At 62.3% G+C, this 23,387-nt stretch carries 22 protein-coding genes; 10 read left to right on the plus strand and 12 right to left on the minus strand.

Annotation, left to right across the window (positions count from 1 at the left end; all coding sequences use genetic code 11):
• Positions 1 to 180: 180 nt before the first annotated feature.
• From ACT53S_RS13070 to ACT53S_RS13080, 3 genes are all read right to left on the minus strand, one after another.
• Positions 181 to 2,721: a methyl-accepting chemotaxis protein gene (locus tag ACT53S_RS13070; RefSeq protein WP_476067300.1), complete on the minus strand. Its 2,541-nt coding sequence runs from the start codon at positions 2,719 to 2,721 to the stop codon at positions 181 to 183.
• Positions 2,722 to 2,932: 211 nt separating this feature from the next.
• Positions 2,933 to 5,350: a YbcC family protein gene (locus ACT53S_RS13075; protein ID WP_476067301.1), complete on the minus strand. Its 2,418-nt coding sequence runs from the start codon at positions 5,348 to 5,350 to the stop codon at positions 2,933 to 2,935.
• 4 nt (positions 5,351 to 5,354) lie between these two features.
• Complete coding sequence (locus tag ACT53S_RS13080) at positions 5,355 to 6,929, minus strand: proton-conducting transporter transmembrane domain-containing protein (RefSeq protein ID WP_476067483.1); 1,575 nt, start codon at positions 6,927 to 6,929, stop codon at positions 5,355 to 5,357.
• Between the two features lie 133 nt (positions 6,930 to 7,062).
• Between ACT53S_RS13080 and ACT53S_RS13085 the strand changes: the two genes are divergently transcribed.
• The 5 genes from ACT53S_RS13085 to ACT53S_RS13105 all read left to right on the plus strand — a co-directional run bounded on the left by ACT53S_RS13085 (position 7,063) and on the right by ACT53S_RS13105 (position 10,361).
• On the plus strand, positions 7,063 to 7,959 hold the full coding sequence (locus ACT53S_RS13085; RefSeq protein ID WP_476067302.1) for a LysR family transcriptional regulator: 897 nt from the start codon (positions 7,063 to 7,065) through the stop codon (positions 7,957 to 7,959).
• A gap of 45 nt (positions 7,960 to 8,004) precedes the next feature.
• Positions 8,005 to 8,994 (plus strand): NAD(P)/FAD-dependent oxidoreductase, encoded by a 990-nt coding sequence (locus ACT53S_RS13090; RefSeq protein WP_476067303.1) that lies wholly within the window; start codon positions 8,005 to 8,007, stop codon positions 8,992 to 8,994.
• A 1-nt stretch (position 8,995) separates the two neighbouring features.
• Positions 8,996 to 9,427 carry a DUF3429 domain-containing protein gene (locus ACT53S_RS13095; protein ID WP_476067304.1) on the plus strand — a complete coding sequence of 144 codons (432 nt, stop codon included), beginning with the start codon at positions 8,996 to 8,998 and terminating at the stop codon, positions 9,425 to 9,427.
• A gap of 110 nt (positions 9,428 to 9,537) precedes the next feature.
• Positions 9,538 to 10,170 carry a sigma-70 family RNA polymerase sigma factor gene (locus ACT53S_RS13100; protein ID WP_476067305.1) on the plus strand — a complete coding sequence of 211 codons (633 nt, stop codon included), beginning with the start codon at positions 9,538 to 9,540 and terminating at the stop codon, positions 10,168 to 10,170.
• On the plus strand, positions 10,167 to 10,361 hold the full coding sequence (locus tag ACT53S_RS13105) for a zf-HC2 domain-containing protein (protein ID WP_142072051.1): 195 nt from the start codon (positions 10,167 to 10,169) through the stop codon (positions 10,359 to 10,361). Before ACT53S_RS13100 ends, ACT53S_RS13105 begins: the two co-directional genes overlap by 4 nt.
• Here ACT53S_RS13105 and ACT53S_RS13110 read toward each other — a convergent pair whose 3' ends face one another.
• From ACT53S_RS13110 to pcaD, 5 genes are read right to left on the minus strand one after another with little or no spacing between them, the layout of a single operon-like run.
• Complete coding sequence (locus ACT53S_RS13110) at positions 10,362 to 11,411, minus strand: 3-carboxy-cis,cis-muconate cycloisomerase (RefSeq protein WP_476067306.1); 1,050 nt, start codon at positions 11,409 to 11,411, stop codon at positions 10,362 to 10,364.
• A gap of 19 nt (positions 11,412 to 11,430) precedes the next feature.
• Positions 11,431 to 12,045: a protocatechuate 3,4-dioxygenase subunit alpha gene (gene pcaG, locus ACT53S_RS13115; protein WP_476067307.1), complete on the minus strand. Its 615-nt coding sequence runs from the start codon at positions 12,043 to 12,045 to the stop codon at positions 11,431 to 11,433.
• Entirely contained in the window at positions 12,045 to 12,794 is a 750-nt protein-coding gene (pcaH, locus tag ACT53S_RS13120) for a protocatechuate 3,4-dioxygenase subunit beta (RefSeq protein WP_113461867.1), read from the minus strand. The genes pcaG and pcaH overlap by 1 nt, the downstream gene beginning before the upstream one ends.
• Complete coding sequence (gene pcaC, locus ACT53S_RS13125; RefSeq protein WP_113375833.1) at positions 12,787 to 13,206, minus strand: 4-carboxymuconolactone decarboxylase; 420 nt, start codon at positions 13,204 to 13,206, stop codon at positions 12,787 to 12,789. The genes pcaH and pcaC overlap by 8 nt, the downstream gene beginning before the upstream one ends.
• Positions 13,199 to 14,008 carry a 3-oxoadipate enol-lactonase gene (gene pcaD / locus ACT53S_RS13130; RefSeq protein WP_476067308.1) on the minus strand — a complete coding sequence of 270 codons (810 nt, stop codon included), beginning with the start codon at positions 14,006 to 14,008 and terminating at the stop codon, positions 13,199 to 13,201. Before pcaD ends, pcaC begins: the two co-directional genes overlap by 8 nt.
• Before the next feature lie 94 nt (positions 14,009 to 14,102).
• On the opposite strand from pcaD, the gene pcaQ reads away from it, so the two are divergent.
• Positions 14,103 to 15,026 carry a pca operon transcription factor PcaQ gene (gene pcaQ / locus ACT53S_RS13135; RefSeq protein ID WP_476067309.1) on the plus strand — a complete coding sequence of 308 codons (924 nt, stop codon included), beginning with the start codon at positions 14,103 to 14,105 and terminating at the stop codon, positions 15,024 to 15,026.
• Between the two features lie 3 nt (positions 15,027 to 15,029).
• Here the strand turns inward: pcaQ and ACT53S_RS13140 are convergent, their stop codons facing one another.
• Complete coding sequence (locus tag ACT53S_RS13140) at positions 15,030 to 15,791, minus strand: IclR family transcriptional regulator (RefSeq protein ID WP_476067310.1); 762 nt, start codon at positions 15,789 to 15,791, stop codon at positions 15,030 to 15,032.
• A 131-nt stretch (positions 15,792 to 15,922) separates the two neighbouring features.
• Here ACT53S_RS13140 and ACT53S_RS13145 point away from each other — a divergent pair, with 131 nt between their 5' ends.
• From ACT53S_RS13145 to pcaF, 3 genes are read left to right on the plus strand one after another with little or no spacing between them, the layout of a single operon-like run.
• Positions 15,923 to 16,630, plus strand: coding sequence for a 3-oxoacid CoA-transferase subunit A (locus ACT53S_RS13145; protein WP_476067311.1), 708 nt, complete (start codon positions 15,923 to 15,925; stop codon positions 16,628 to 16,630).
• Positions 16,627 to 17,328, plus strand: coding sequence for a 3-oxoacid CoA-transferase subunit B (locus ACT53S_RS13150; RefSeq protein ID WP_476067312.1), 702 nt, complete (start codon positions 16,627 to 16,629; stop codon positions 17,326 to 17,328). The genes ACT53S_RS13145 and ACT53S_RS13150 overlap by 4 nt, the downstream gene beginning before the upstream one ends.
• Before the next feature lie 12 nt (positions 17,329 to 17,340).
• Positions 17,341 to 18,546: a 3-oxoadipyl-CoA thiolase gene (gene pcaF / locus ACT53S_RS13155; RefSeq protein WP_476067313.1), complete on the plus strand. Its 1,206-nt coding sequence runs from the start codon at positions 17,341 to 17,343 to the stop codon at positions 18,544 to 18,546.
• A gap of 40 nt (positions 18,547 to 18,586) precedes the next feature.
• Here pcaF and ACT53S_RS13160 read toward each other — a convergent pair whose 3' ends face one another.
• The gene (locus ACT53S_RS13160) at positions 18,587 to 19,189 is read right to left on the minus strand and encodes a DUF922 domain-containing Zn-dependent protease (RefSeq protein ID WP_476067314.1); all 603 of its coding nucleotides are present in this window, start codon (positions 19,187 to 19,189) and stop codon (positions 18,587 to 18,589) included.
• A 169-nt stretch (positions 19,190 to 19,358) separates the two neighbouring features.
• Here ACT53S_RS13160 and ACT53S_RS13165 point away from each other — a divergent pair, with 169 nt between their 5' ends.
• Positions 19,359 to 21,362: a putative bifunctional diguanylate cyclase/phosphodiesterase gene (locus ACT53S_RS13165; RefSeq protein ID WP_476067315.1), complete on the plus strand. Its 2,004-nt coding sequence runs from the start codon at positions 19,359 to 19,361 to the stop codon at positions 21,360 to 21,362.
• Positions 21,363 to 21,366: 4 nt separating this feature from the next.
• Here ACT53S_RS13165 and ACT53S_RS13170 read toward each other — a convergent pair whose 3' ends face one another.
• Both ACT53S_RS13170 and ACT53S_RS13175 read right to left on the minus strand, forming a co-directional pair.
• The gene (locus ACT53S_RS13170; protein ID WP_476067316.1) at positions 21,367 to 22,140 is read right to left on the minus strand and encodes a copper homeostasis protein CutC; all 774 of its coding nucleotides are present in this window, start codon (positions 22,138 to 22,140) and stop codon (positions 21,367 to 21,369) included.
• Positions 22,127 to 23,338, minus strand: a complete 1,212-nt coding sequence (locus ACT53S_RS13175; RefSeq protein ID WP_476067317.1) for an MFS transporter — start codon at positions 23,336 to 23,338, stop codon at positions 22,127 to 22,129. Before ACT53S_RS13175 ends, ACT53S_RS13170 begins: the two co-directional genes overlap by 14 nt.
• Positions 23,339 to 23,387: the final 49 nt, after the last annotated feature.

Consider the following 23,387-nt stretch of genomic DNA (forward strand, 5'->3'; position numbering starts at 1 on the left):
CGCGCGACAGCCAGTCGCCGTTGGGGTGGTAGCGTTCCGCTCGTCAAATCCTCAGTCCTCCTCCGGCGGAAGGATAGCGGTCCGGCCGGCGCTTTCCAAGACGGCGCGACAGAGCTCAGGAAAAGGAAAAGCCGCCGGGGGCGTCCCGGCGGCTCGCAGCTCGAAACCCTGGCGTTCCTATCAGGCCGCGCGGCTATGCGAATGCTGAGCCTGCCGACGCCCTTCCGGTGCCAGTTTGAACTGATTGACCAGTTGCATCAGCGCATCCGCCTCGTCCGCGAGCTGCCGGGTTGCGGCATTGGTCTCTTCGACCATTGCAGCGTTGCGTTGGGTCATCTGGTCCATCTCGTTGACCGAGGAGTTGACCTCCGCCAGCGCATTCGACTGGTCGCGGCTCGCCATGGCTATGACCGAGACACGATCGGCGACCGTGATGATGTTGGCGGAGATCTCGGCGAGCACCGCGCCCGTCTGCTGCACGAGCTTTGCGCCCGAGGAGACTTCGGTGCTCGACTTGTGGATCAGGTCCTTGATCTGCTGGGCAGCGCCGGCAGAACGCTGGGCGAGCTCGCGGACTTCCTGTGCGACGACGGCAAAGCCCTTGCCGGCCTCACCGGCACGGGCGGCCTCGATGCCCGCGTTCAGTGCCAGAAGGTTGGTCTGGAATGCGATCTCGTCGATGACATCGATGATCTGCACGATCTGGCCCGAGGCGTCCTCGATCCGGCCCATGGCATCGATGGCGCTGGCAACGACCGTAGACGAGGTGTCCGCCCGACCCTTGGTATCGGCAACGATATTGTTTGCCTCCTCGGCCCGCTCGGCGGACGACTTGACGGTGACGGTAATCTCGTCGACGGCAGCCGCCGTTTCCTCGAGAGACGCCGCCTGCTGTTCGGTACGCTTGGCAAGCTGATCGGCTGCACTGCTCATTTCGGCCGCGTTCCGCTGAATCATGTAGGTGTTCGAGCGGATCTGCGTCATCGTATCCTGCAGATGCTCCAGCGACTGGTTGAAGTCGTTGCGCAGTTGCTCCAGGCGACCGTGGAACGGCGTGTCGATGGTCTCCGAAATGTCGCCCTTGGCAAGACGGCCGAGACCGGTGGCGAGCGCATTGACCGCGAAATCGATCTGGCGGTCGATCTCCTGCTTCTCGAGATCGTTGCGACGACGCTCTTCCTCGGCCTGGGCCCGTTCGGCTTCGCTGCGGCTTTCAATTTCGATCTTCGACAGCGCATTTTGCTTGAAGACGCCGAGGGCACGCGCCATCTCGCCGATTTCGTCGACGCGCGCTTCACCGTTGATCTTGGTGTCGAGCACGCCTTCGGCCAGACGACGCATGGCGCCGGTGATCTGGCCGATCGGGCCCTTGAAGGTGAGCACCAGGCCAATGCCGGCGAAGATGGAGATCAGGATGCCGATACCGGTGGCACCGATGGAGATGGAGTTGGCGTCGCGACGCTCCTCGCCGGCCGAAACCTTCTGCATCTCGGCAAAGGTCGTCAATTGCTTCCAGATCACATTGAGGTCGACGCCGGCCTGATCGTAGCTCGCCTTGCGTGCCTGGCTGACCTTGACGAGTTCGGCGCTGGCGGCGGCCATACTGTCGATCGCGGGCGCGAGTTCCGCCGTAGCCTGCATGAGGAGCGGCTGATCCGCCGCGCTGGTTTCAAGCGTATCGAGCGACGTCTTGAGCGCCACAAACTGCTGATCGAGACGACCGCGATTTTCGTCTGTCGGCTCCAGCAGGAAGCGGGCCATCATGATCTGCAGACCATAGCCGGCGGACATGAGCTGGCGCCCATCGACAATGACGGCCTGCGCCTTGGCAAGCGGCGCATCCAGTTCGCCGAACTTGATGGTGGCGTCCTTCATTTTCTGCTGGGCAGCCAAACCCAGGTAGGAATTCAGCTGGGTGAAATTGCGCAGCGTGCCCTGCAGATCCGTGATGACGGCATCAGAGCGGTCATTCGCGTCGAGAACCGCTTTCAGCTGACCGGCAATCTTCTCCAGCGTCTTCGCGGCCGACTTGTTTGCCTGGGGCAGAACATTGGCCAACATCTGCTGGCGCGACACGAGTTCGGGAAGGCGGCTGGAAATGACGGCGAATTTTTCGTCCGGTGTCTTGGCCTTCGTGAAGGCAGAATTGGTTTCGCTGAGGAAGGTACCGGAACTGCGGATCCCCTCGGCGTCGCGCAGCATGGACTTGGCAGATGCATCATCCGCCTGCACAGCCTTTTCCAGGTCCGTCATGGCTGACGTGATCTTCTCCTGGGCCGTGACCACCTGCGCGGTCCCCTGCTGAAGCGTGGCGATCAGGGTCGATTCAGACTCGTGCAAACGCCAAAGCTCATCGATCCGGCCCACAACCGTATCGACCAGCACACGAGCCTGTTCCAGTTCGGCACGGCCATCGGCATCCGGGGAAAGCTGCGACAGGGTAGTCTGCAGGTCCTGCTGCTGTTGCTTCAGCCGGGTCGTCACGTCTTCGCGGGTTTGCGCAGTGGTGTTTTCCAGGAAGTCCGTCATCGAGGCCGAGACATCGCGGAAGCCGCTCAAAGACTGCAATACGCTGTTCGAAATCTCGATTCGGCCCTGCAGCAGTCCGGAGGCATAAAGACCTGTAAAACCAACGGCGGAAATGCTGATGACGAAGGGCAGGATAAAAATCAGCACCTTGGTCTGGATATTGAAGCGGGACAGGATGCGATCGATGAACACGGTTGAATTCTCCTCCGACGCAGACATGGCAATGAATGCGATGCAACGCCTTAATCAACCCTTCAAGAATGGACGGGGAAGACTAACAACGACTTAATTAGAAACATGCGAAGTCGCATGCTTTACCGTAACCTGCACGCAAGACGCAGGTGGTGGGTGGGCGACAACGGCAATCCGCTATTGCCGCCCAACCTTCTTGGGTTTCATACACTCAGCACGCTTCCACCAGAGGTTCCCTCTCCAGGTTTACGCCACCCCTCGATTCCACCCAGCATCCCTGCCCCTCGTAGCGCCAGGCCATCTGCCCCTGCTCGTCGAGCGTGAAGAGATGCAACCAGCCATTGTCGAAGAGGGCGCGAACCTGCGCATGCCGCTTCAGGATATCTGAAATCGCCTCCTTGGGAGCCTCGACGGCAACGGTCAGGCGCAGCGGCTCGTGGACGAAATTCTCCCCGTCATGCACCGACTGCCAGGGAAGCCCGGCGCGCATATTGCCGCCATTGCCCTCGACGACACCGATGCCACCGACGACATTGTGCAGGAGCTTGTTGCCAGCACCAAAGAGCGACGGCGCAACGCAGGAGCCGAAATACTGCAGGCTGATCCAGCTCGCGACGACAACGGGAGCCGTCAGGATGAGTTCGAGGATCTTGAAGCCCTCGTCCTTCTTCCACACATAGTCGTGCAGGAAGGCCTGACCTCCCAGCGACCGGCCCGCCGTCCGCGTGCGCGGTGCCGCGATAAAGGCGCGGCAACCGGCAAGCCCGAGCTCTGGCCGGACTTCCGACCAATCCTTGCTGCGCTCGATGACACGGTCAGCCGTCGCCCGCGGCAGACGCCGCGCCCGCTCTACCCGCGTCAGGCTGCCGGCCTGGGCAAGCCACTGGCGGATCCGAACGATGTCTTGAGGCAGAATGTCGTTCTCGAGGTCATTCTCGAACAGCGTCACCGTATCGGTGGTCGTATCGTGCAGGCCGCCGAGGAAGACGGTGTCGGCCGGGATGGTGATCCCGCTGGCGACAAGCTTTTCCCGCACGGCGCGATCGTTCAAGAGATCGGCCAGCAGACGCGCGTTGACATCGCCCGCATAGCCGCCGCAGGCGCCGCAGTGAAGCGCGCTGGCATAGGGATTGTTGACCACATTCGCCCCATGGCCGGCGATCAGCACGAAGCGGCCGAAACCTTCCGTCAGCGACATCGCCTTCAGCACCGTTTCGGCGACCACCGCACGGGTGTCCAAATCAAGGCTCGGCGCAAAGCGCGGCTTGGCAGCATCCGGTGCCTTGCTCTTGTGGAAGCCGAGACCATCACGCAGCAGCTTGCCGGCATAGACGGGCCCCATCGCCTCGACGAAGGCGAAAGAGGAGACGGCGGCCAACTTGAACCGGCCCCAGGCGCGGGTGGCACGCGCGCTGAACCGAGCCTGCTGATCGGCTTCCTGATCATGATCGACAGCACTGCAGCTGAAGACAGAGGGATTCAGGAGAACCGGCAGACGATGCTCCGCAACGTCGGAGGCAAAACCCTTGTGGCTGGCGCCCAGACCGAAGAAGCCGGCAAAGCCGAGCGTGCGGACAGCAGGATCGACGCTTTCGAGCGAGCGCCGAAAAACTTCCGAGCGCACGTCGATGCAAAAGGCCGCCTGCAGGACCGGCCGCAACTCGGCGACCTTGACCGTCGAGGGTGCCGCGAGCTTTGCAGCGAGCTTGCGTTGTGTGGCCCGCTCCGCCGCCATCTGCAGCAGCCCGTCGATGGTGGTGTCGAAATCAGGGCTGACCGGCTCGGCATGGCTCCGCCGCACCTGCTGCCACTCGCTTTCGATGGCGGTCTTGTGCTGGGCATAGAGCGCCTCTTCGAAGACCAGCCGGATCGCGAGCAGCTCGAGCGCCGTCGTATCCGTGCGGCCCTCGACCTCCGCCTTGAACTGGATGTGGCGCGCATATTGCGCCCAGCCGCCGACAGTCAGCAGAAGCTGATGGAAATAGGTGCCGGGTTCGGCGCCGAGGCCGAGCGACACCGCCGCCCGCTCGATCGCCCCATGCGGGGTCTCCGGCGTTTCGTCGACATGAATGCTGAAGCCCTTGAAGCCCATGATTTCCGGGGTCAGGTCGTGGGTGGCAAAGGCGCGCCAGGCGGCATAGAGCCCGTTGCGCCGGGACGCGGCCCAGAGTGCCTGGCCCTGATCGAAGAAACCGGCCGCGAAGCTGCCGATCCGCTCAGAGACCAGCCCCGGCCAGTCCTTGCCCGTGGCCCGTGCGGCAAGCTCCGCAATGGTCGGGAGCGCGGCAACCGCCTGCGGCTCTTCGGCGAGGGCAGCCTTCAGCGCCGGCAGATCGATCTGGTTGAACAGCGTGCTCGACTGGAGTGCTGCCACCAAATCGTCGTCCGTGATCTCGCCCTTGGCGAACAGGTCGGCATAGTGCTTGCGTGGCAGCGCCAGCCGGACGCCAGCGATCCGGCCCAGCCGGGCCGCGGTCTGTTCAAGCGTTTCGCTGATCTGGCCGAGGAAGGGATTGACGGCGACGGTCGCCGTCAGCGGCCAGGCCGGCGGGATCGCCCGCACTGCCTGATCTGCCGCCCGAGCAAGAGCTTCGCCATGCAAAGTGTCGATTGTGGTCATCTCGGTCATCGGTTCACTCCTTCACGGAAGCAGGCGTTGCGGAGGTGGTGCGCGGAAGCGTCCAGCCACCGAGCAGGCGATCGAAGAGGGCATTGACGTAGAGGCCGTTGGCGAGATGGACGCGCAGGCCCGCCGCTGCCGGATGATAGGCCCAGAGCGGGAAGAGCGACTGGGCAACGGCGACCACGCCGAAGGTGACGACCGCAAGCAGCATCAGCGTCCATTCCAATGGCCCGGGCTGCGGGGTGGCCGGCAGCGTGCCGAGCATCAGCTTGTCGGAAATCCGCTGCAGGGCGAAGTAGGCCGTGGCCGCAGAGATCGAGTACAGGGAGGTGCGCCAGGTCAGCGCCCGGGGCGCTGCATCCGCCAAGCCTTGCGCGATCAGATAGGCGACACCGAAGATCAGGATCGCACCGAGCGCCAGCGCCTGCGGCGGCTTGTCGGCGAAACCGAAGAGCACACCGATGACGGCATAGATGGTCAGCGCCAGCAGGAAGGCTCGTCCGACCGCCTTGGCATTCGGGATCGCGACCGGACCGGGACGCTTGATCGAGGCGACCGTCTCGATGGCGGAGCCGGAGGCGAGGAAGGCATGAGCCTTGTAAAGCGAGTGGGCGACGATGTGTAAAAGCGCGATCGGGAAGAGAGCCAGACCGCATTGCAGGATCATGAAACCCATCTGCGCGACCGTCGACCAGGCGAGCGAGGACTTCACCGCCGACTGGGTGAGCATCACCAGACTGCCGAACAGCGCCGTGAAGCCGCCGACCATGACCAGCACCGCCAGCACCACCGGCGCCTGCAGCATGACATCGGCAAAGCGGATCAAGAGGAAACCGCCGGCATTGACGACACCGGCATGCAACAGGGCAGAGACCGGGGTCGGCGTTTCCATGACTTCGGTGAGCCAGCCATGGGTCGGGAACTGCGCGGACTTGAGCAGCGCGGCAATGGCAAGCAGTGCAGCAGCCGTGATGGTAAGCGGCAGGCCCTCGCCTTCTCGTGCAGCGGCAAGGATGGTGGCGATGTCACCGGTGCCGAAGGAAATGGCGAGCAGGATGACGGCGCCGATCAGCGCGGCATCACCGGTGCGCGAGACGATGAACTTCTTGCGCGCGGCGCGCTGGGCAGCAATCCGCTCAGGGTAGAAGAGCAGAAGCTGATGCAGGAGCAGGCTGGTCGCGACCCAGCCGACAAGGAGCTGGAGCAGCGTGCCAGATTGGACGAGCAGCAGGACGGCGGCCAGTGTCGCCGTCATCCAGCCGGTGAATGGTCCCTGCCGCGCTTCCCCGTCGAGGAAGGTGCCGGCATATCGCAGCACCACCCAGCCCATGAAGGAGACGAGCAGCAGCATCACCAGGCTGACAAGGTCGAGCCGCGAGGCCAGCGCGAAGTAGCTGTAACCGATCGCCGGGCTCGTCCCCGGACCTTCGAGATAGAGAACCACACCGGACAGGATCGCAACGACGATCGATCCGAGCGCGGCGAATTCCGCAACGCGGATGGCGAGACGCGGGCGAAGCCCTGGCGCCTTGAAGGCATAATAGGACGCACCGGCAAGCAGCAGCGGTGCAAGAAGCGGCAGCATATGGATCACTAGATGTCTCCGGGCTGGGCCACTGCTTGGGAGGAGGCAGCGGCTATCTCACGGACCTGTTATCAGCGGCGTGATCGCAAGAAAAATTCATTGTTTCTCTAAATTCGTTCTATAAAATAGAATTATGGCCGAGCTGAACTATCACCATCTGCGCTACTTCCGCGCCGTCGCCCATGACGGCAACCTCACGCGTACGGCCGAACGGCTGAACCTGTCGCAATCCGCACTCTCCATCCAGATCAAGCAACTGGAGGAGCGGTTGGGCCATTCGCTCTTCGAACGCCGCGGGCGCCAACTCTATCTGACGGAAGCCGGCCGGATCGCGCTCGACCATGCCGACACCATCTTTTCGGCCGGCGAGGAACTGGTCGAGACGCTGAAGGAAACCGGCAGAACCCGCCGTGCGATACGCATTGGCGCGCTCGCCACCCTCTCCCGCAACTTCCAGATGGAGTTCCTGCGCCCGATCCTGGGACGCTCCGACGTCGACATGATCCTGCGCTCCGGCAGCACCAGCGAGCTACTCGGCGCGCTCGAAGCGCTGAACCTCGACATCGTCCTGCTCAACCAGGCGCCGATGGCGGATTCGGTCACGCCCTTCATTGCACAGCACGTTTATCAGCAGCGGGTCAGTCTCATCGGCAGGCCATCTTACGGCAAGCCCGGCGCGACGCTCGCCGACCTGCTGGGCGAGCATCCCGTGATCCTGCCGACGCTCGAAAGTGGCGTACGCTCGCAGTTCGAAGCGCTAGTCGCACGTCTCGGCATTACCCCGCAGATTGCAGCCGAAGTCGACGACATGGCGATGATGCGTCTTCTCGCCCGCGAAGGGGCGGGCCTCGCTGTCCTGCCGCCGATCGTCGTCAAGGGCGAGCTCGAGGCCGGCACGCTGGTCGAGTTCGATGCGCTCCCCGGCATGATCGAATCCTTCTTTGCCGTCACCGTGAAACGGCGTTTTCCCAATCCGCTGATCCGGCCATTGCTGGAAGCGAGCGAAGATGGCAAAACCGCCGACGCCTGAACAACGTAAAGCTCAAACGCATCAAGCATTTGAGAAGGGCATCGCGTGAAGACATCCATCGCCATCATCGGGGCCGGCATTGCTGGCATCACGCTCGCCCGCAATCTCTCCGCTCACGCCGAGGTCACCGTGTTTGAAAAGAGCCGAGGCCTCGGCGGCCGGATGGCAAACCGGCGCCGCGAGGGCTTTGCCTTCGACCACGGCGCCCAGTATTTCACCGCGCGCTCGCCGGCATTCAAGGCGGTCGCGGAAAGCGCCGCGGCAGACGGTCATGCCGGTATCTGGCCAAAATCGGTTCATACGCTGAAGGCAGACGGCCTTGTGAGCGACACGCGCCCACCGGAGCCGCGCTATGTCGGCACTCCCGGCATGAGCGCTTTTGCCCATGGATTGGCTGAAGGGCTCCACATCCGCAAGGAGACGACCGCGGCGGAGATTTCAGCTGCCGACGGAGGCTGGGCGCTCGGCGACAACGACGGCAACGATCTTGGCCGCTTCGATCTCGTCATCTCCACCGCCCCCGCTCCGCAGACCATCCGGCTGATGCCGGAGACTTTCAGCGGTCATGCCGCCCTCAAGGCTGCCGAAATAAGCGGCTGTTTCACCCTGATGATCGGCCTGGAGGAGCCACTCGACATCGGCTTCGAGGCTGCCCGCATCGAGGATGACGTCTTGAGTTGGATCGCCGTTGAACCGAGCAAACCGGGGCGGCCCGCGAAAACTGCGCTCACCATTCACAGCCGCAACGACTGGGCCGAGGCCAATCTGGAGCGCGACCGTGATGCCGTCAAAACCGAGATGCTCCAATCCCTCGACCGTATTCTCGGCAAGGATTTCTCGACTGCTCCATGGCTCGATCTGCACCGCTGGCGTTATGCCAATGTCGAGAAACCCATCGGCCAGCCCTATCTGTTTGACGCAAGCCTTGGCCTCGGCGCCTGCGGCGACTGGTGTCTCGGCAACCGGGTCGAGGCGGCCGTGGAGAGCGCTCAGGCGCTGTCGCAACTGCTGACCCAACGCCTGCAAGGAGCTTGATATGTACCGCGATCCGACGCTCACCAAAGTCCTGACCTATTCCGGCGCCTTGCCCTTCTGGGCGCTCGGCCTCGCGCAGGTGCTCGGCTATCAACCCGCCCTCGCTGCTCAGGCCTTCATCGCTTATGGCACCGGGATCGCCAGCTTCATGGCGGGCACCCTGTGGAGCCAGGCACAGATCCGCGCCCAGGATCCGAGGATCATGCTGATCGGAAGCAATGTCGCCGCACTGATGGCGATCGGCGGACTTCTTATTTTCCCGCTCGCACCTGTCATCACGATGGCGCTGCATGTGGCGGTCTTTCTCGGCCTGTTGCCTGCCGACCTCAGCATTCACCGCAGAGGCGATCAACCCGCCTGGTATCTGGCGCTTCGGCGCAATGTTACCCTGTTGGTGATTGCAGCCTATGCGGTGGTCATGATCCTGACATGAGATTTTTTTGGTCCATGCTGTAAGATCGGGATCGCGACGCGCGACAAAGGTGAGCGCGCTGTGTGGCGCACGGGATCTTGGCAGGCGCGGACGATGTCCGGGGGATCATGATGAGGAATCTGGGTGAGCACGAATTGAACGGTGGGACGAGTGCAGCGGCACCGTTTCTCGCCGATGCGGTCTACATGGCGGAACTGCGCGAGCGCATGCTGAAATTCGCAAGCCTTCAGCTGGCCGATCCGGGTCTGGCCGAAGATGCGGTGCAGGAGGCGCTCGCGGGTGCGCTGCGAAACGCCAAGGCCTTCGCCGGTCGCTCCGCCTTTCGCACCTGGGTCTTCGCCATCCTGCGCAACAAGATCGCCGATCAGATCCGCTTCAAGCGTCGACAGTCGCAGATGATTGCTATGCCGCTTGGCCATTTTCCGGATGAGGACGAACCCCGTTATTTCGACGCCAAGGGGCATTGGGCGCCAGAAAATCGGCCGAGCGACTGGGGCAATCCGGAGATCGAGCTCCTGGGCAAGGACTTCTGGCGCGTCTTCGAAGCCTGCCTCGATCATCTGCCACCGGATCAGGGCCGCGTCTTCATGATGCGGGAATTCATCGAGATGGAAACATCAGAGATCTGTGCGGAGGTCGGCATCACCACCACCAATCTGCATGTCCTCATGCATCGTGCCCGGCTACGGCTGCGCAACTGCCTAGAAGGCCACTGGTTCGCGCCGAAGGAGAGCCTGTCATGATGTGTGAAAACGCCACGAAACTGGCTTCCGATGAGCTGGACCGGCGCCTTTCCATCCGTGAGACCGTCGGCCTCCGGCTGCATCTGATGAAGTGCGGTGCCTGCTCGGGCTTTGCAAAGCAAATCGGGGTGTTGCGCAAGGCAACCCGTCGCTATGTCGCGACAGACACGTCGGATCCGGGCGAGCGCTGATCAGCGGTCACCCATCTCCTCGACCGACTGGAGGAGATCAATGGCCAATCGTGTCGAAGCCCCCGCGGCGATCGCCATCTGCGGCAGGATCATCCATTCGAGTGTCCAGGCAGCGCCCGATCGCTCCTGCTCATGCACGAGCGCCTGATGCAGGCCGGAGATCTGCACGGCATTGAACCGCGCAAGCGTGACGAGGACCTCGGCCTTCACCGGATTGCGCTTGTGCGGCATGGCGGACGATGCACCGCCGCCACCAATGACCGCCGTACCATTATCCGCCATCAGCGCGAGATCCTGACCGATCTTGCCCAGACTGCCGGTGACCTGGGAGAACAAGCCGCCGATCTCAGCGATCACCGCCCGCTGGCTGTGCCACTGCGGCCGGTCCGACAGCTTCAGGATGTCCGACAGTCGCGCGCGAACCGCGACAGCCTTGTCGCCGAGCTTCTCCAGCGTACCGGCAGCACCGCCGAACTGCAGCGGCAGACCGGCCAAAAGCATCTCCTGAACAGCCGCCTGATGGCCGACAAGCGGCGTTTTCCAGCTCGACAACCGATCGGCGACATGGATCGGGATCGCCGCTTGCATGCGGGTACGGCCCATCAGCGACTTGCCACCGAACCGCCCGTTCAGACCGTCGAGGGCTGCGATGACGGCGCCGAGGCGCTGATCGAGGATCGACAGCACTGTCGTCAGCCGGAGCATCAGGCCCGTATCGATGGCGTCCTGGCTGGTGGCACCGAAGTGGAGATCCTTGCCCGCCTCTCCCAGTGTAGCCCGCCATTGCCGCACGAGCTCCGGAATGACCACGCCATCACGCCCAATCGACTGCTTGAGCGCATCGAGATCCGCCGTGAACGTCTCCTGCAAAGCGGCGATCGTGGCAGGTGCAGCGCCAGAGATCAGCCCTTCTGCGGCTTCTGCTTCGGCAAGTGCCACCTCGAAACGCAGCATGGCGGAGAGTTCGGCGACGGCCGCAAACTGCGCGCCGATTTCCTCGTCGCCGAGCAGGCCAGAGAGGATCGGGTGGTCAAAGACGGATGCGGTCATGCTGTTATCGAGGCCCTTCTCAGATATCGAAGAAGACCGTCTCCTTCTCCCCCTGCAGGTGGATATCGAAGAGATAGGTCGAACCGTCCCGCTGCGCAATCAGGGTCGGCACACGCACCCGGTGCTCGATACGCGCGAGGATCGGATCCTCGGCATTGGCGGCTTCTTCATCGCCGAAATACAGGCGGGTGTTGAGGCCGAGATTGATGCCGCGCGCGACGATCCAGAAGGAGATATGCGGCGCCATCAACCGGCCATCGCGAAACGGCACGCGGCCCGGCTTGATCGTCTCGAACCGGTATTCGCCAGTCGTGAGATCACACGGGCATCGGCCCCAGCCGGTGAAGTTCGGATCGGCACTGCCGCGCGTCTCCGACGGACTGTTGTAAAACCCCTCGGCATCCGCCTGCCAGATCTCGATCAGCGCATCTTTGAGCGGCGTACCGGAGCCATCGATGACGCGACCGGTCACCGTGATACGCTCGCCGCGCGTCTTGTCGTTGACCATGGCAGTGCCGAGATCGGCCGGATAGACGCCCTCGATGTCGGCGAAGTTCGGCGTGAGGCCGATATGCACGTAAGGGCCGGCCGTTTGGCTGGCACTTTCTTTGAGGTAGCCGAGATCTTGGACCATCAGTTGCCCTCCATGCGATTTTCAAACAATGTCGAACGGCGCCCGCGCAGCACGATGTCGAACTTGTAGGCGCGCGCATCCATCGGAATGGTGGCCGACCAGTCGAGCGCGGCGACGAGTTGCTCGATTGCCGCACGGTCCGGGATCGTCAGCACGATCGGACATTTCCAGATCATCGGATCGCCCTCGAAATACATCTGGGTGATCAGGCGCTGCGAGAAGCCATGGCCGAAGATCGAGAAATGGATATGCGCCGGCCGCCAGTCGTTGACACCGTTTGGCCAGGGATACGGCCCCGGCTTGATGGTGCGGAAGGCATAGTAGCCGTTCTCGTCGGTGATCGTGCGCCCGCAACCACCGAAGTTCGGATCGAGCGGAGCAAGATAGCTTTCTTTCTTGTGGCGATAGCGCCCGCCGGCATTGGCCTGCCAGAACTCGATGAGGGCGCCGGGCACAGGCCGACCGCGCTCGTCGAGCACGCGGCCATGCACGATGATCCGCTCGCCGATCGCGCTCTCGCCGGGCTTGGCGAAATTGTGGATCAGGTCATTGTCGAGTTCACCCAGCATGGAGTGTCCGAAGACCGGGCCCGTGATTTCGGACTTGGTACCATCGAGCGAAAGCAGCGCCTTCTGCGGCGAGCGCAGGACCGATGTCTTGTAGGTCGGCGTATAGGCCGGCGGATGCCAGTTGCGGTCGCGCGGGAAGAAGGCGCCCGTTTCCGGCTTCTTGTTCGACAGGTCAGTCATGGCTCCCTCCCCCGGTCTCGCCGGCATCCATCTTATCAAACACGTGCTTGGCGATCTTGAAAGCCCTGTTGGCGGCGGGAACTCCGGCATAAACAGCAACATGCATCAAGGCTTCCGTGACATCCTCACGGCTGGCGCCGGTATTGGCCGTCGCCCGCACATGCATGGCGACTTCCTCGTCGTGACCGAGAGCTGCGAGAAGCGCGATCGTGATCATCGAGCGCTCGCGAGGGCTGATACCGGGGCGCGACCAGACCGTACCCCAGGCACCCTCGGTGATCATCTCCTGGAAGGGCTGATCAAACGGCGTCGCAGAGGAGGACGCACGATCGACATGCGCATCGCCGAGCACACGCCGGCGGGTCGCCATACCCTGTCGGTATCGATCGGATGGACTGCGGGCATCAGCCATGGGCTGCCTCTCCTGAGATGACGGGCGCGAGAAAGGCCTCGATGATTGTGGTAAGCATTTCCGGCTGCTCCACGCAGGGAATATGGCCGGCGTCCTCGATGACTTCGTAGCGGGCGCGCGGGATGAGCTTCGCCAGCGAAAGAACAAGCTCAGGTGGCGTCGCCCCATCCTGATCGCCGACGACGCAAAGCGTTGGAACGGCAATTTCGCCGGCGGCGGCGGTGTAATCGGCATCGCGGATCGCAGCACAGGTGCCGGTGTAACCCTCGACCGCCTGCCGCAGCATCATGTTGCGATAACCTGGAAAGGAGGGATCGCTTTCGCGGAAGGCCGGCGTGAACCAGCGCTCCATCACGCCATCGACGATCCCATCAAGACCGCTCTCCTCAATGGCGGCGATGCGGGCGGCCCACATGACTGCCGTACCGATCTTGTGCGCCGTATCGCAAAGGATCAGCGCCTTCACCAGATCCGGCCGTCGAGCGTAGAGCCCCTGGGCGATCAGCCCGCCCACGGAAAGCCCGCAGACGACGGCATCGCTCACCTTCAGATGCTCCAGCAACCCGATCAGATCATCGACATGGTCGTCGATCGAGTACGGGGCTTGACCGACATCCGACAGACCATGGCCGCGCTTGTCATAGGTCAGCAGCGGATAGCTGCCGGCGAGCCGCACGATCACGTCGCGCCAGATACGGAAGTCCGTTCCCAGCGAATTAATGAAGACGATGACGGGCTTGTCGCCCGGCCCACCGATGATCTGGTGATGCAGGCTGACGCCGTTGACCTGAACGAACTGCACGGGATCCTCCTCCGTTGCCTCCATATTGCTCATGCGATTTGGTTAGGTAAAATGATGTTTTCCACGAAACACCTAACCGTAGGGTTATGCTTTCATGATCGACAACCGGGTGAAGTTTCGCCACCTGCAGACCTTCGTCGAAGTTTCGCGCCAGAAAAGCGTCATGAAAGCGGCGGAGCTCCTGCATGTCAGCCAGCCTGCAGTGACCAAGACGATCCGCGAACTGGAGGAGGTTTTGGGCGTCGCCGTCTTCGAAAAGGACGGTCGCGGCATCCGCATCACCCGCTACGGCGAAGCCTTTCTCAAACATGCCGGCGCCGCCCTGACCGCGCTCCGCCAGGGTTTCGATTCCGTGTCCCATGCGCTCCATGCCGACGCCCCGCCGATCCGGATCGGCGCATTGCCGACAGTCTCCACCCGCATTATCCCGCAGGCGATGACGCTGTTTCTGAAAGAGGACGTGCCGGCCCGCATCAAGATCGTGACGGGCGAGAACGCCGTTCTGCTCGAACAGCTTCGGGTCGGAGACCTCGATCTCGTGGTCGGACGTCTTGCGGCCCCCGAGCAGATGACAGGCTTTTCCTTCGAGCACCTGTATTCCGAACAGGTTGTCTTCTGCGTCCGCGCCGGCCATCCGCTTCTGTCAGCGGGGTCGGATCTGTTCGGCGAACTCGAGCGCTACCCTGTGTTGATGCCGACACGGGCTTCGATCATCCGGCCTTTCGTGGAACGCTTCCTGATCGCCAACGGCATTTCTGGCCTGCCAACGCAGATCGAGACGGTCTCCGACAGTTTCGGCCGCGCCTTCGTGCGCCAGACCGACGCAATCTGGATCATTTCCACCGGGGTCGTCGCGACCGACATCGCGGATGGGACGCTGGCGGCACTTCCGATCGACACCAGCGAGACCAAGGGACCGGTCGGGCTGACAGTCCGGGCGGACGCCATTCCCTCCATGCCACTCGCCCTTCTGATGCGCACCATCCGCGAGGCAGCAGCAGAAGCGGCTAAGGCCTGACGCTCACGGCAGCAGCGGCCTGAGCCTCGCCTGCATCTCCAGCATCGCCGGCAAACACTGGGAAGGCAGATCGGCGGCAGGCAGGATCGCAGCCGGCGCACCGACATTGATGGCAGCCACCACCCGGCCCCGATCGTTGCGGACAGGAATGGCAATCGAACACAGACCGATCTCCAGTTCCTGGTCGATCACGGCGTAACCCTGCTGCCGAACCTTGGCGATCTCCTCTTTCAGCAAAACGGGATCGGTGATGGTACGCGGCGTATTGGGCTTCAGCTGGGAGACCTGAAGGATGGCGTCCACTTCGGCATCCGAAAGCGCTGCCAGCAGCACCCGCCCCATCGACGCGCTATAGGCCGGCAGCCGCGACCCCGGCATCAGATTAATCGACATGACCCGCTTCTGGGCGGCACGGGCGATGTAGACGATCTCGGTATTGTCGAGGATCGAGGCCGAGGCGCTGTGGCCGACGCGTTCCGACAGTTGATCGAGATGCGGTTGCAGCAGAACCGGCAGCGGCGTGGCGGACAGCCAGGCATGGCCGATCCGCAGGATCTTCGGCGTTAGCGAGAAGAACTTCCCATCATAGTCGGCATACCCGAGCTCTGCGAGCGTCAGCAGACAACGCCGGGCGGTTGCTCGATCCAGTCCGCTGAGGTCAGAGGCATCCGTGATGCTGAGCCGCTGATGATCCGGCCCAAAGGCTTCGAGCACCTTCAGCCCCTTGGCAAAACCACCCATCAGGTCCCGCTCTCCGACCGCCATACCCACTCCGTATTGTGCGATTATCGAACAAATATCAATTATCGCACAAACCGCTTGCTGTCGATGGTGGAGCGGACCTATTTGTTGGTGAGGACGCGGCATGTCCGCAGCCAGAGGAAACGGGAGTTCCCATGGACAAGACAATTGCAAGCCTGGCGGATGCGGTGGCCGAGATCGGCGACGGCGCGACCGTCATGATCGGCGGTTTCGGCGGCTCCGGCGCGCCGATCGAACTCATTCACGCCCTGATCGACAAAGGCCCGAAGAACCTGACGGTCATCAACAACAATGCCGGCAACGGCCGCATCGGCATTGCCGCGATGATCGACGCCGGTCTCGTGAAGAAGATGATCTGCTCTTTCCCGCGCTCCTCCGACCCTCGAGCCTTCACCGATCGCTATCTTGCGGGCGAGATCGAGCTGGAACTGGTACCTCAGGGCACGCTGGCCGAGCGCATTCGCGCTGGCGGCGCCGGCATCCCGGCCTTTTACACCCCGACCGGGTTCGGCACGGAACTGGCCGAGGGCAAGGTGATTGCGGAGTTCGATGGCCGCAAATATGTGCAGGAACGCTGGCTGAAGGCCGATTTCGCCATCGTCAAGGCCCATCTCGGTGACACCATGGGCAACCTCACCTATCGGATGGCCGGCCGCAACTTCAATCCGCTGATGTGCATGGCCGCCGCCAAGACCATCGCCCAGGTTTCGAAGATCGTGAAGCCCGGCGAGATCGATCCCGAGCAGGTGATCACACCCGGTATCTTCGTCGATGGCGTCGTTGAAGTCGCCAACCCGCAACAGGAAGAAGCGCTGATCCGCGCCGGAGTGGTTTACGCATGAGCGACGCAGCTGCAATCGACACCCGCGAGGACATCAAGCTCTCCAACGCCCAGATCGCCTGGCGCGCCGCCCAGGACATCGCCGATGGCGCCTATGTGAACCTCGGCATCGGCTTTCCGGAAATGGTGGCCAAGTTCCAGCCGGAGGGACGTGAAGCCATCTTTCACACTGAAAACGGCGTCTTGAACTTCGGCGAGGCACCACCCGCCGGCGAGGAGGACTGGGACCTGATCAATGCCGGCAAGAAGGCGATCACCCTAAAGCCGGGCGCTGCCTTCTTCCACCATGCCGACAGTTTCGCCATGGTGCGCGGCGGCCATCTCGATGTCGCGATCCTTGGCGCCTATCAGGTGGCCGAAAACGGCGATCTCGCCAACTGGCGCGTCGGCTCCAAGGGCGTTCCCGCCGTCGGCGGCGCGATGGATCTGGTGCACGGCGCCAAGCAGGTCGTCGTCATCACCGAACATGTCACCAAGGACGGCAAGCCGAAACTGGTCGAACGCTGCACCTTCCCGCTGACCGGCGTCGGCTGCATCACCCGCGTCTATACGAGCCATGCCGTGATCGACATCGTCGACGGCAAGTTCGTCGTGCGCGAAAAGCTTGGCCCCATGACCATGGACGAGCTGCAGGCCATGACCGGCGCCAAGCTTCATACCGACGGTCCGGTTGCCGACCTCGTCGTGCCCGCGCTGTAAGGAGTACAAGTCATGACCGAAGCCTTTATCTGCGATTACATCCGCACGCCCATCGGCCGTTTCGGCGGTTCGCTCTCCTCCGTCCGTGCGGATGATCTCGGCGCCGTGCCGCTGAAGGCGCTGATGGAGCGCCATGCGGGCATTGACTGGGAAGCCGTCGAGGACGTGATCTTCGGCTGCGCCAACCAGGCCGGCGAAGACAACCGCAACGTCGCCCGCATGTCCGCTCTACTCGCGGGCCTGCCCGTCTCCGTGACCGGCACCACGATCAACCGCCTCTGCGGCTCCGGCATGGATGCCGTGATCACGGCTGCCCGCGCGATCAAGTCGGGCGAGGCCGAGCTGATGATCGCAGGCGGCGTGGAAAGCATGAGCCGCGCGCCTTTCGTCATGCCCAAGGCGGAAACGGCCTTCTCCCGCAATGCCGAGATCTACGACACGACCATCGGCTGGCGCTTCGTCAATCCGCTGATGAAGAAGCAATACGGCGTCGATTCCATGCCGGAGACCGGTGACAACGTCGCGATCGACTTCAAGGTCTCCCGCGAGGACCAGGACGCCTTCGCCGTTCGCAGCCAGTCGAAAGCAGCGGAAGCGCAGGCCAATGGCCGGCTGGCGAAAGAGATCGTGGCCGTCACCGTGCCACAGCGCAAGGGTGACCCCGTGATCGTCGACCGCGATGAACATCCGCGCGCGACCTCGGTGGAGGCGCTCGCCAAGCTGAAGCCGGTCAACAAGATGGACGGCGCGACCGTTACCGCCGGCAATGCCTCCGGCGTCAATGATGGCGCCGCCGCCCTGATCATTGCCTCGGAAGCCGCCGTGAAGAAATATGGCCTCAACCCGATCGCCCGCATCCTCGGTGGCGCAACCGCCGGTGTGCCGCCGCGCATCATGGGCTTCGGCCCCGCCCCGGCCTCGAAGAAGCTGCTCGCCCGTCTCGGCCTCACGCAGCAGCAGATCGACGTGATCGAGTTGAACGAAGCCTTTGCGAGCCAGGGCATCGCCACGCTCCGCGACCTCGGCATCGCCGACGACGACCCGCGCGTCAACCGCAATGGCGGCGCGATCGCGCTTGGCCATCCGCTCGGCATGTCGGGCGCCCGCATCGCGGGGACGGCAGCCCTGGAACTGAAGGAAACAGGCGGCCGCTATGCGCTCTCGACTATGTGCATTGGCGTCGGTCAGGGTATTGCAATTGCCCTGGAACGGGTTTGATATCAGATGGAAGGCGCCCCATGCGGGCGCCTTTTTGTGGTCAGGGATTGAGGAAGGCGAGGATCAGTTGATGCACCGCACCGCCCGGTGACATCTCGACCTGATCATATTCGCTGTGGCGCGCCACATGCGCATCCGAAATCGGCTTCAGCTGGGCTTGGAGTGCTGCACGGACTTTCTTGCACCCCGGATCGTTTTCGTCTCTAAGACCGATCGACACATCCTGGATCTGCTGGGTCAGGTCCTTCATGAACTGCCCATGCAGTTTCTCGTGCTCCACGATGCCGTTGTAGAAGGTCTCCCACTTTGCCACCACATCGGCCGGCAACTTCTGAGAAGGCTTCGGCAGGGTATAGGTAATGATCAGTTTTGGTTTTGCGGATGCAAGCACGCAGGCCCGCCCCTGCTGCTGGTAATCCCGCTGCCACGTGAGCTTGAACGTTGTGTGGGCGATCACGCGGCCACCACCAAGCTTTGGCCCACGCTCGCCGATAGACTGATAAAGCGCCAGCGGCGAGGCGCCGCTCACCTTATAATGCTCGACTTTCTCCGTCGGCTGCCATTCCTGGGCCATGACCGGCACAGCAGCCAGAAGCAGACTGAACCCTGTGATCTTGCGAAAATGCGAGGCAAGTTTGGTCACGCGCGGCTCCCTTCAACGAGCGTCTGATAGCGGCACCGCAGTATCCCTGCAACGAAGATGTCAGGCGAGGTCATACCGTCCCCGGTTTTTATGACATGGCTTTCCGCAATTTTAACGGAGTCTCATATAGATCTTTCAAACTGGATACAGCAAAAGGAAGCGAGTAGCCGTGGACATTCAGCGGACAACGCAGACGCGTCTGGCACGGTGGTTCGACCTTCTCAAGGTCCCGAACCACAATCCGGCGCTGACGGCAGCTCAGTTCGAGGCATTCTCCAAGCAGGTGCCGCTCCTGTATTTCATTCTGTCCACCAACATGATTTCCCTCGCCTGGACCCATCAGGGTGCAGCGCCAGACTTTCTCGTTTTGTATCTGCCGATCGTTCTGACCTCGCTGTTCGCCCTGCGCTCGCTGATCTGGCTGAAGGGCCGCAAACGCCAACGCACGCCTGAGCAAGCCTACAAACAGCTGCGCGGGACAAACATTTTATCCTTCCCGATCGCGGTCTTCTGCACGGCCTGGTCGATCTCCCTCATCCCCTACGGCGATCCGTACCAGAAGGCGCATGTGGCTTTCTTCATGGCGATCACCGTCATCGGCTGCATCTTCTGCCTTATGCATCTACGCTCGGCAGCCCTGATCGTCACCGTGACGGTCAACTTGCCGTTCTTTGTGGTCATGTGCCTTTCCGGCGAGCCGACCTTCATTGCGACCGGCGTCAACGTCATTCTCGTCACGATGGCGATGATCATGATCCTGATCTCGCATTACCGGGATTTTCGCCAGCTGCATGAATCGCGCAACGTGCTGATGCTGCAGCAGCAGGCTCTGCAGGAGCAGAACAAGGCCATGCAGGTGCTATCGGATGAGAACCTGCGCCTCGCCAACCTGGATAGTCTGACCCTGCTCGCCAACCGCCGGAGCTTCTTTCACGTGTTGGATGAGGCCTTCACGCGGGCCAGCAACTCGGGTGGCAAGCTGGCAGTCGGCGTGATTGACCTCGACGGCTTCAAACCGGTCAACGATCTCTACGGCCATTCCGCCGGCGACAAGGTGCTGATCGAAATCGGCAACCGCCTCTCCACCATCGCCGACCCGCGCCTTTCCGTTTATCGTCTCGGTGGCGACGAGTTCGGTCTGCTTCTGCAGGGCGAGGTGGGTGAGGATAGCGCGGCCGCGCTCGGCGCCAAAGTCTGCGAAATCATCGCAGAACGCATCAACATTGGCAGTGGCATGGTTCAGGTGACGGGTTCCGTCGGCTTCGCCATCTATCCCGATGTTGGGCAAACCGGACAGGAAATCTACGAACTCGCCGACTATGCCCTCTATACCGCCAAACGCCGTCACCGTGCCGGCACGGTGATTTTCAACGCTGTTCAGGCGAACGAACTCAATCGCCAGAAAGTGGTGGAGGATGCTCTGGTGGCCGCGGACCTCGACAAGGAACTCTCCTTGGTCTTTCAACCGATCACCTGTGTTGATCGTCGGATCTGCATCGGCTTCGAGGCACTGGCGCGCTGGGAAAGCCCACGGATCGGTCAGGTCTCCCCGGCGGAATTCATCCCGGTGGCCGAGCACAACGGTCGCATCACCCTGATCACCCGCATGCTGCTGGGAAGGGCCTTGAAGACCGCAGCACGCTGGCCGGAGGGGGTCTATCTCTCCTTCAACCTCTCGCCGCATGATCTTACGGCGCCGGAAAACACACTCAAAATAGTCGCCATCGTCTTGAAGAGCGGCTTCGACCCGCGGCGCATCAATTTCGAGATCACGGAAACGGCCGTGATGCACGACTTCGAGCAGGCCAGCGCATCGATCCAGATGCTGAGGGAATTGGGCGCCGGCATTTCACTGGACGATTTCGGTACCGGTTATTCGAGCTTGAACCATGTCCACAAGCTCCCGCTGACGAAGATCAAGATCGACGGTAGCTTCGTGCGCAACATCCACACCCGCAAGACGAGCTTCAACATCGTCAAGTCGGTTTTGGCGCTCTGCGCCGAGATGGACTTGGAAGCGATCGTGGAGGGTGTCGAGACTGAGGAGGAACTGCGAATCCTCGAAAATCTGGGCGTCCGTGCCGTGCAGGGCTATTACTTCGGCAAGCCGATGACAGCCGATGAAACCCTCAAACGTCTGGCTGTGCAGGACGCCCAGGCTCTGGCGTCCTGATTGCCTAAGACTGTGTCCGGCTTATCGAGGCTTTTAACTGACGCACGGTTTCGGCATCGGTTCTCCGGTTTTCGTCTGCTTCAAATCCCAGCTCAACCAGCCTGCCGTCTCCCCGGACCGCCTCGCTGCACGAGGCATGCAATTCCATAACGCCGGGGATTGCCAGAAATTCCCTGGCATTTTCTGGCCGCACGCCGGCGCCGGGCATAATGGAGATACGCTCGGCTCCTTTGACCGCAAGCCGCCTCAGCGTTTCGATCCCCTCTGCAGCATGCCGCTGACCGCCGGACGTCAGGATGCGGGAAAAGCCGAGCGCAACAGCAATCTCGAGCGCGGCATCCATATCAGAGACCACATCGAACGCCCGATGCAGGGTAAGGTCGAGACCTTTTGCTGCTGAAATCAGTCGACGGATCACGGCGACATCAAGCGTCGCATCTGCAGTGGTCGCACCGATGACCACACCGGCAAGGCCTGCATCGCGAGCGGCGATGATGTCGGCCTCCATGACCGCGATTTCCGCCTCGGAATAGGTGAAACCACCGGCACGGGGGCGGATCAGCGCATGGCTCGGGATCGGTGCCTTGGCAGCGATCGCCATGAAACCGCACGAGGGGGTCAGCCCCCCCGACCCAAGAGCAGAACAGAGTTCGATACGGTCAGCGCCGCCGGCAATCGCCGCATTGAGCCCGTCGATGTCGTCGACGCAGATCTCGAGCAGCGGTTCTGAAGCTGTTTTGCGGAACGTCGAGACCACCTGATCCTTACCCTCGTGCATTTGATTTCGGCACCCGATCGAGCAGCCAGAGCAGGCCGACGCCCGAAGCGCCGGCGACCGAGGCGATGATCGCCGTGCCCGCATAGTCGCTGATGCTGGTGCCGAGCGCAAACATCAGAGAGGCCATGCCACCGCTCAGAAAAATGTTGACGGCAATCAGCGAGCTGCCAAGGCCCGCCCGGTCCGCGATCAGGTTCTGAAGATAGGTGATGGGGATCGAGATGATGCCTGCCGCCCCGAGGCCAGCCACCAGCGTCAGCAGATAGACATCCATCGGCCGATCGGCGAGGCCGAGGAAGACGAGGTAGCTGCAATAGATCAGCGCCGCCGTAACCATTGCAAAGAGAATGGAAGTTCTGGCTTCGACCCATCCCCAGAAGAGGATGAAGATGATCTCCAGAAAGGCGACGATACCGACGATAACCCCGACATCAGCCGGCGTTCCGCCGGCTTTTCCGGTAACGATCAGCGGCAGGACGGTACCATTGGCATGCAACATCGCCGAGATCAGCGAGACCGCCAAAAGTCGAGGCAGCACGCTCCCGGATCCAATCTGCCGGATGGACCGGAAAAAGGCGTAGTGTTGTCGCTCACCTTCCTGCGCCGGAGGTCGACGGTCGAGGCCGAACACGAACAGCAGGAGACAGACGAGACAGGCAAGGCTTGCCAGCAGGAAGGCCGGCAGCATGCTCGGCTGACCGACGAGCAACGCCCCGACGATCCCGGGCACCAGGACCCAGGAGGCGGAAAGCACCGCGCGGACGGCAGAATTTACCGCCATCAACTCGCGAACCGGCATGTCGGTCGAGACAGCACGGACATTGGCGAAGATCAGCGAGTTGATCGTGCCAAAGACCGGAATGAGAACGAGCGTCGCGACGCCAAACATCACCGGCGTCGGCACCACGTAGACAAGCCCGAAGCCGCAAATGCCGAAGATCGAAGCAAGGATCATCGGTGAGCGGAAATGACCAAGTCGATCCGCGACAATGCCCGCCGTCACGCTGGCCGAAACATTCACCACCGCCGCCAGGAAGATCAGCACCGAATAGACGGCGTCGGACAACCCGAGTTCCCGGATGCCGATCAGCGACATGTAGGGCGACGTCGCAGCGCCAGAGAAGCCGAAGAAGAAGATCGCGGCCGCACTGACCCGGATCGGCTTGTGGCGATAGACCACCGAAAAGGAGGACAACATGAAGAGAACTATCGGTTCGGGGTTCGGGCCGCCGGATGGACGGCACGGC

It is taken from the genome of Allorhizobium sp. DMC15 (assembly GCF_056314065.1).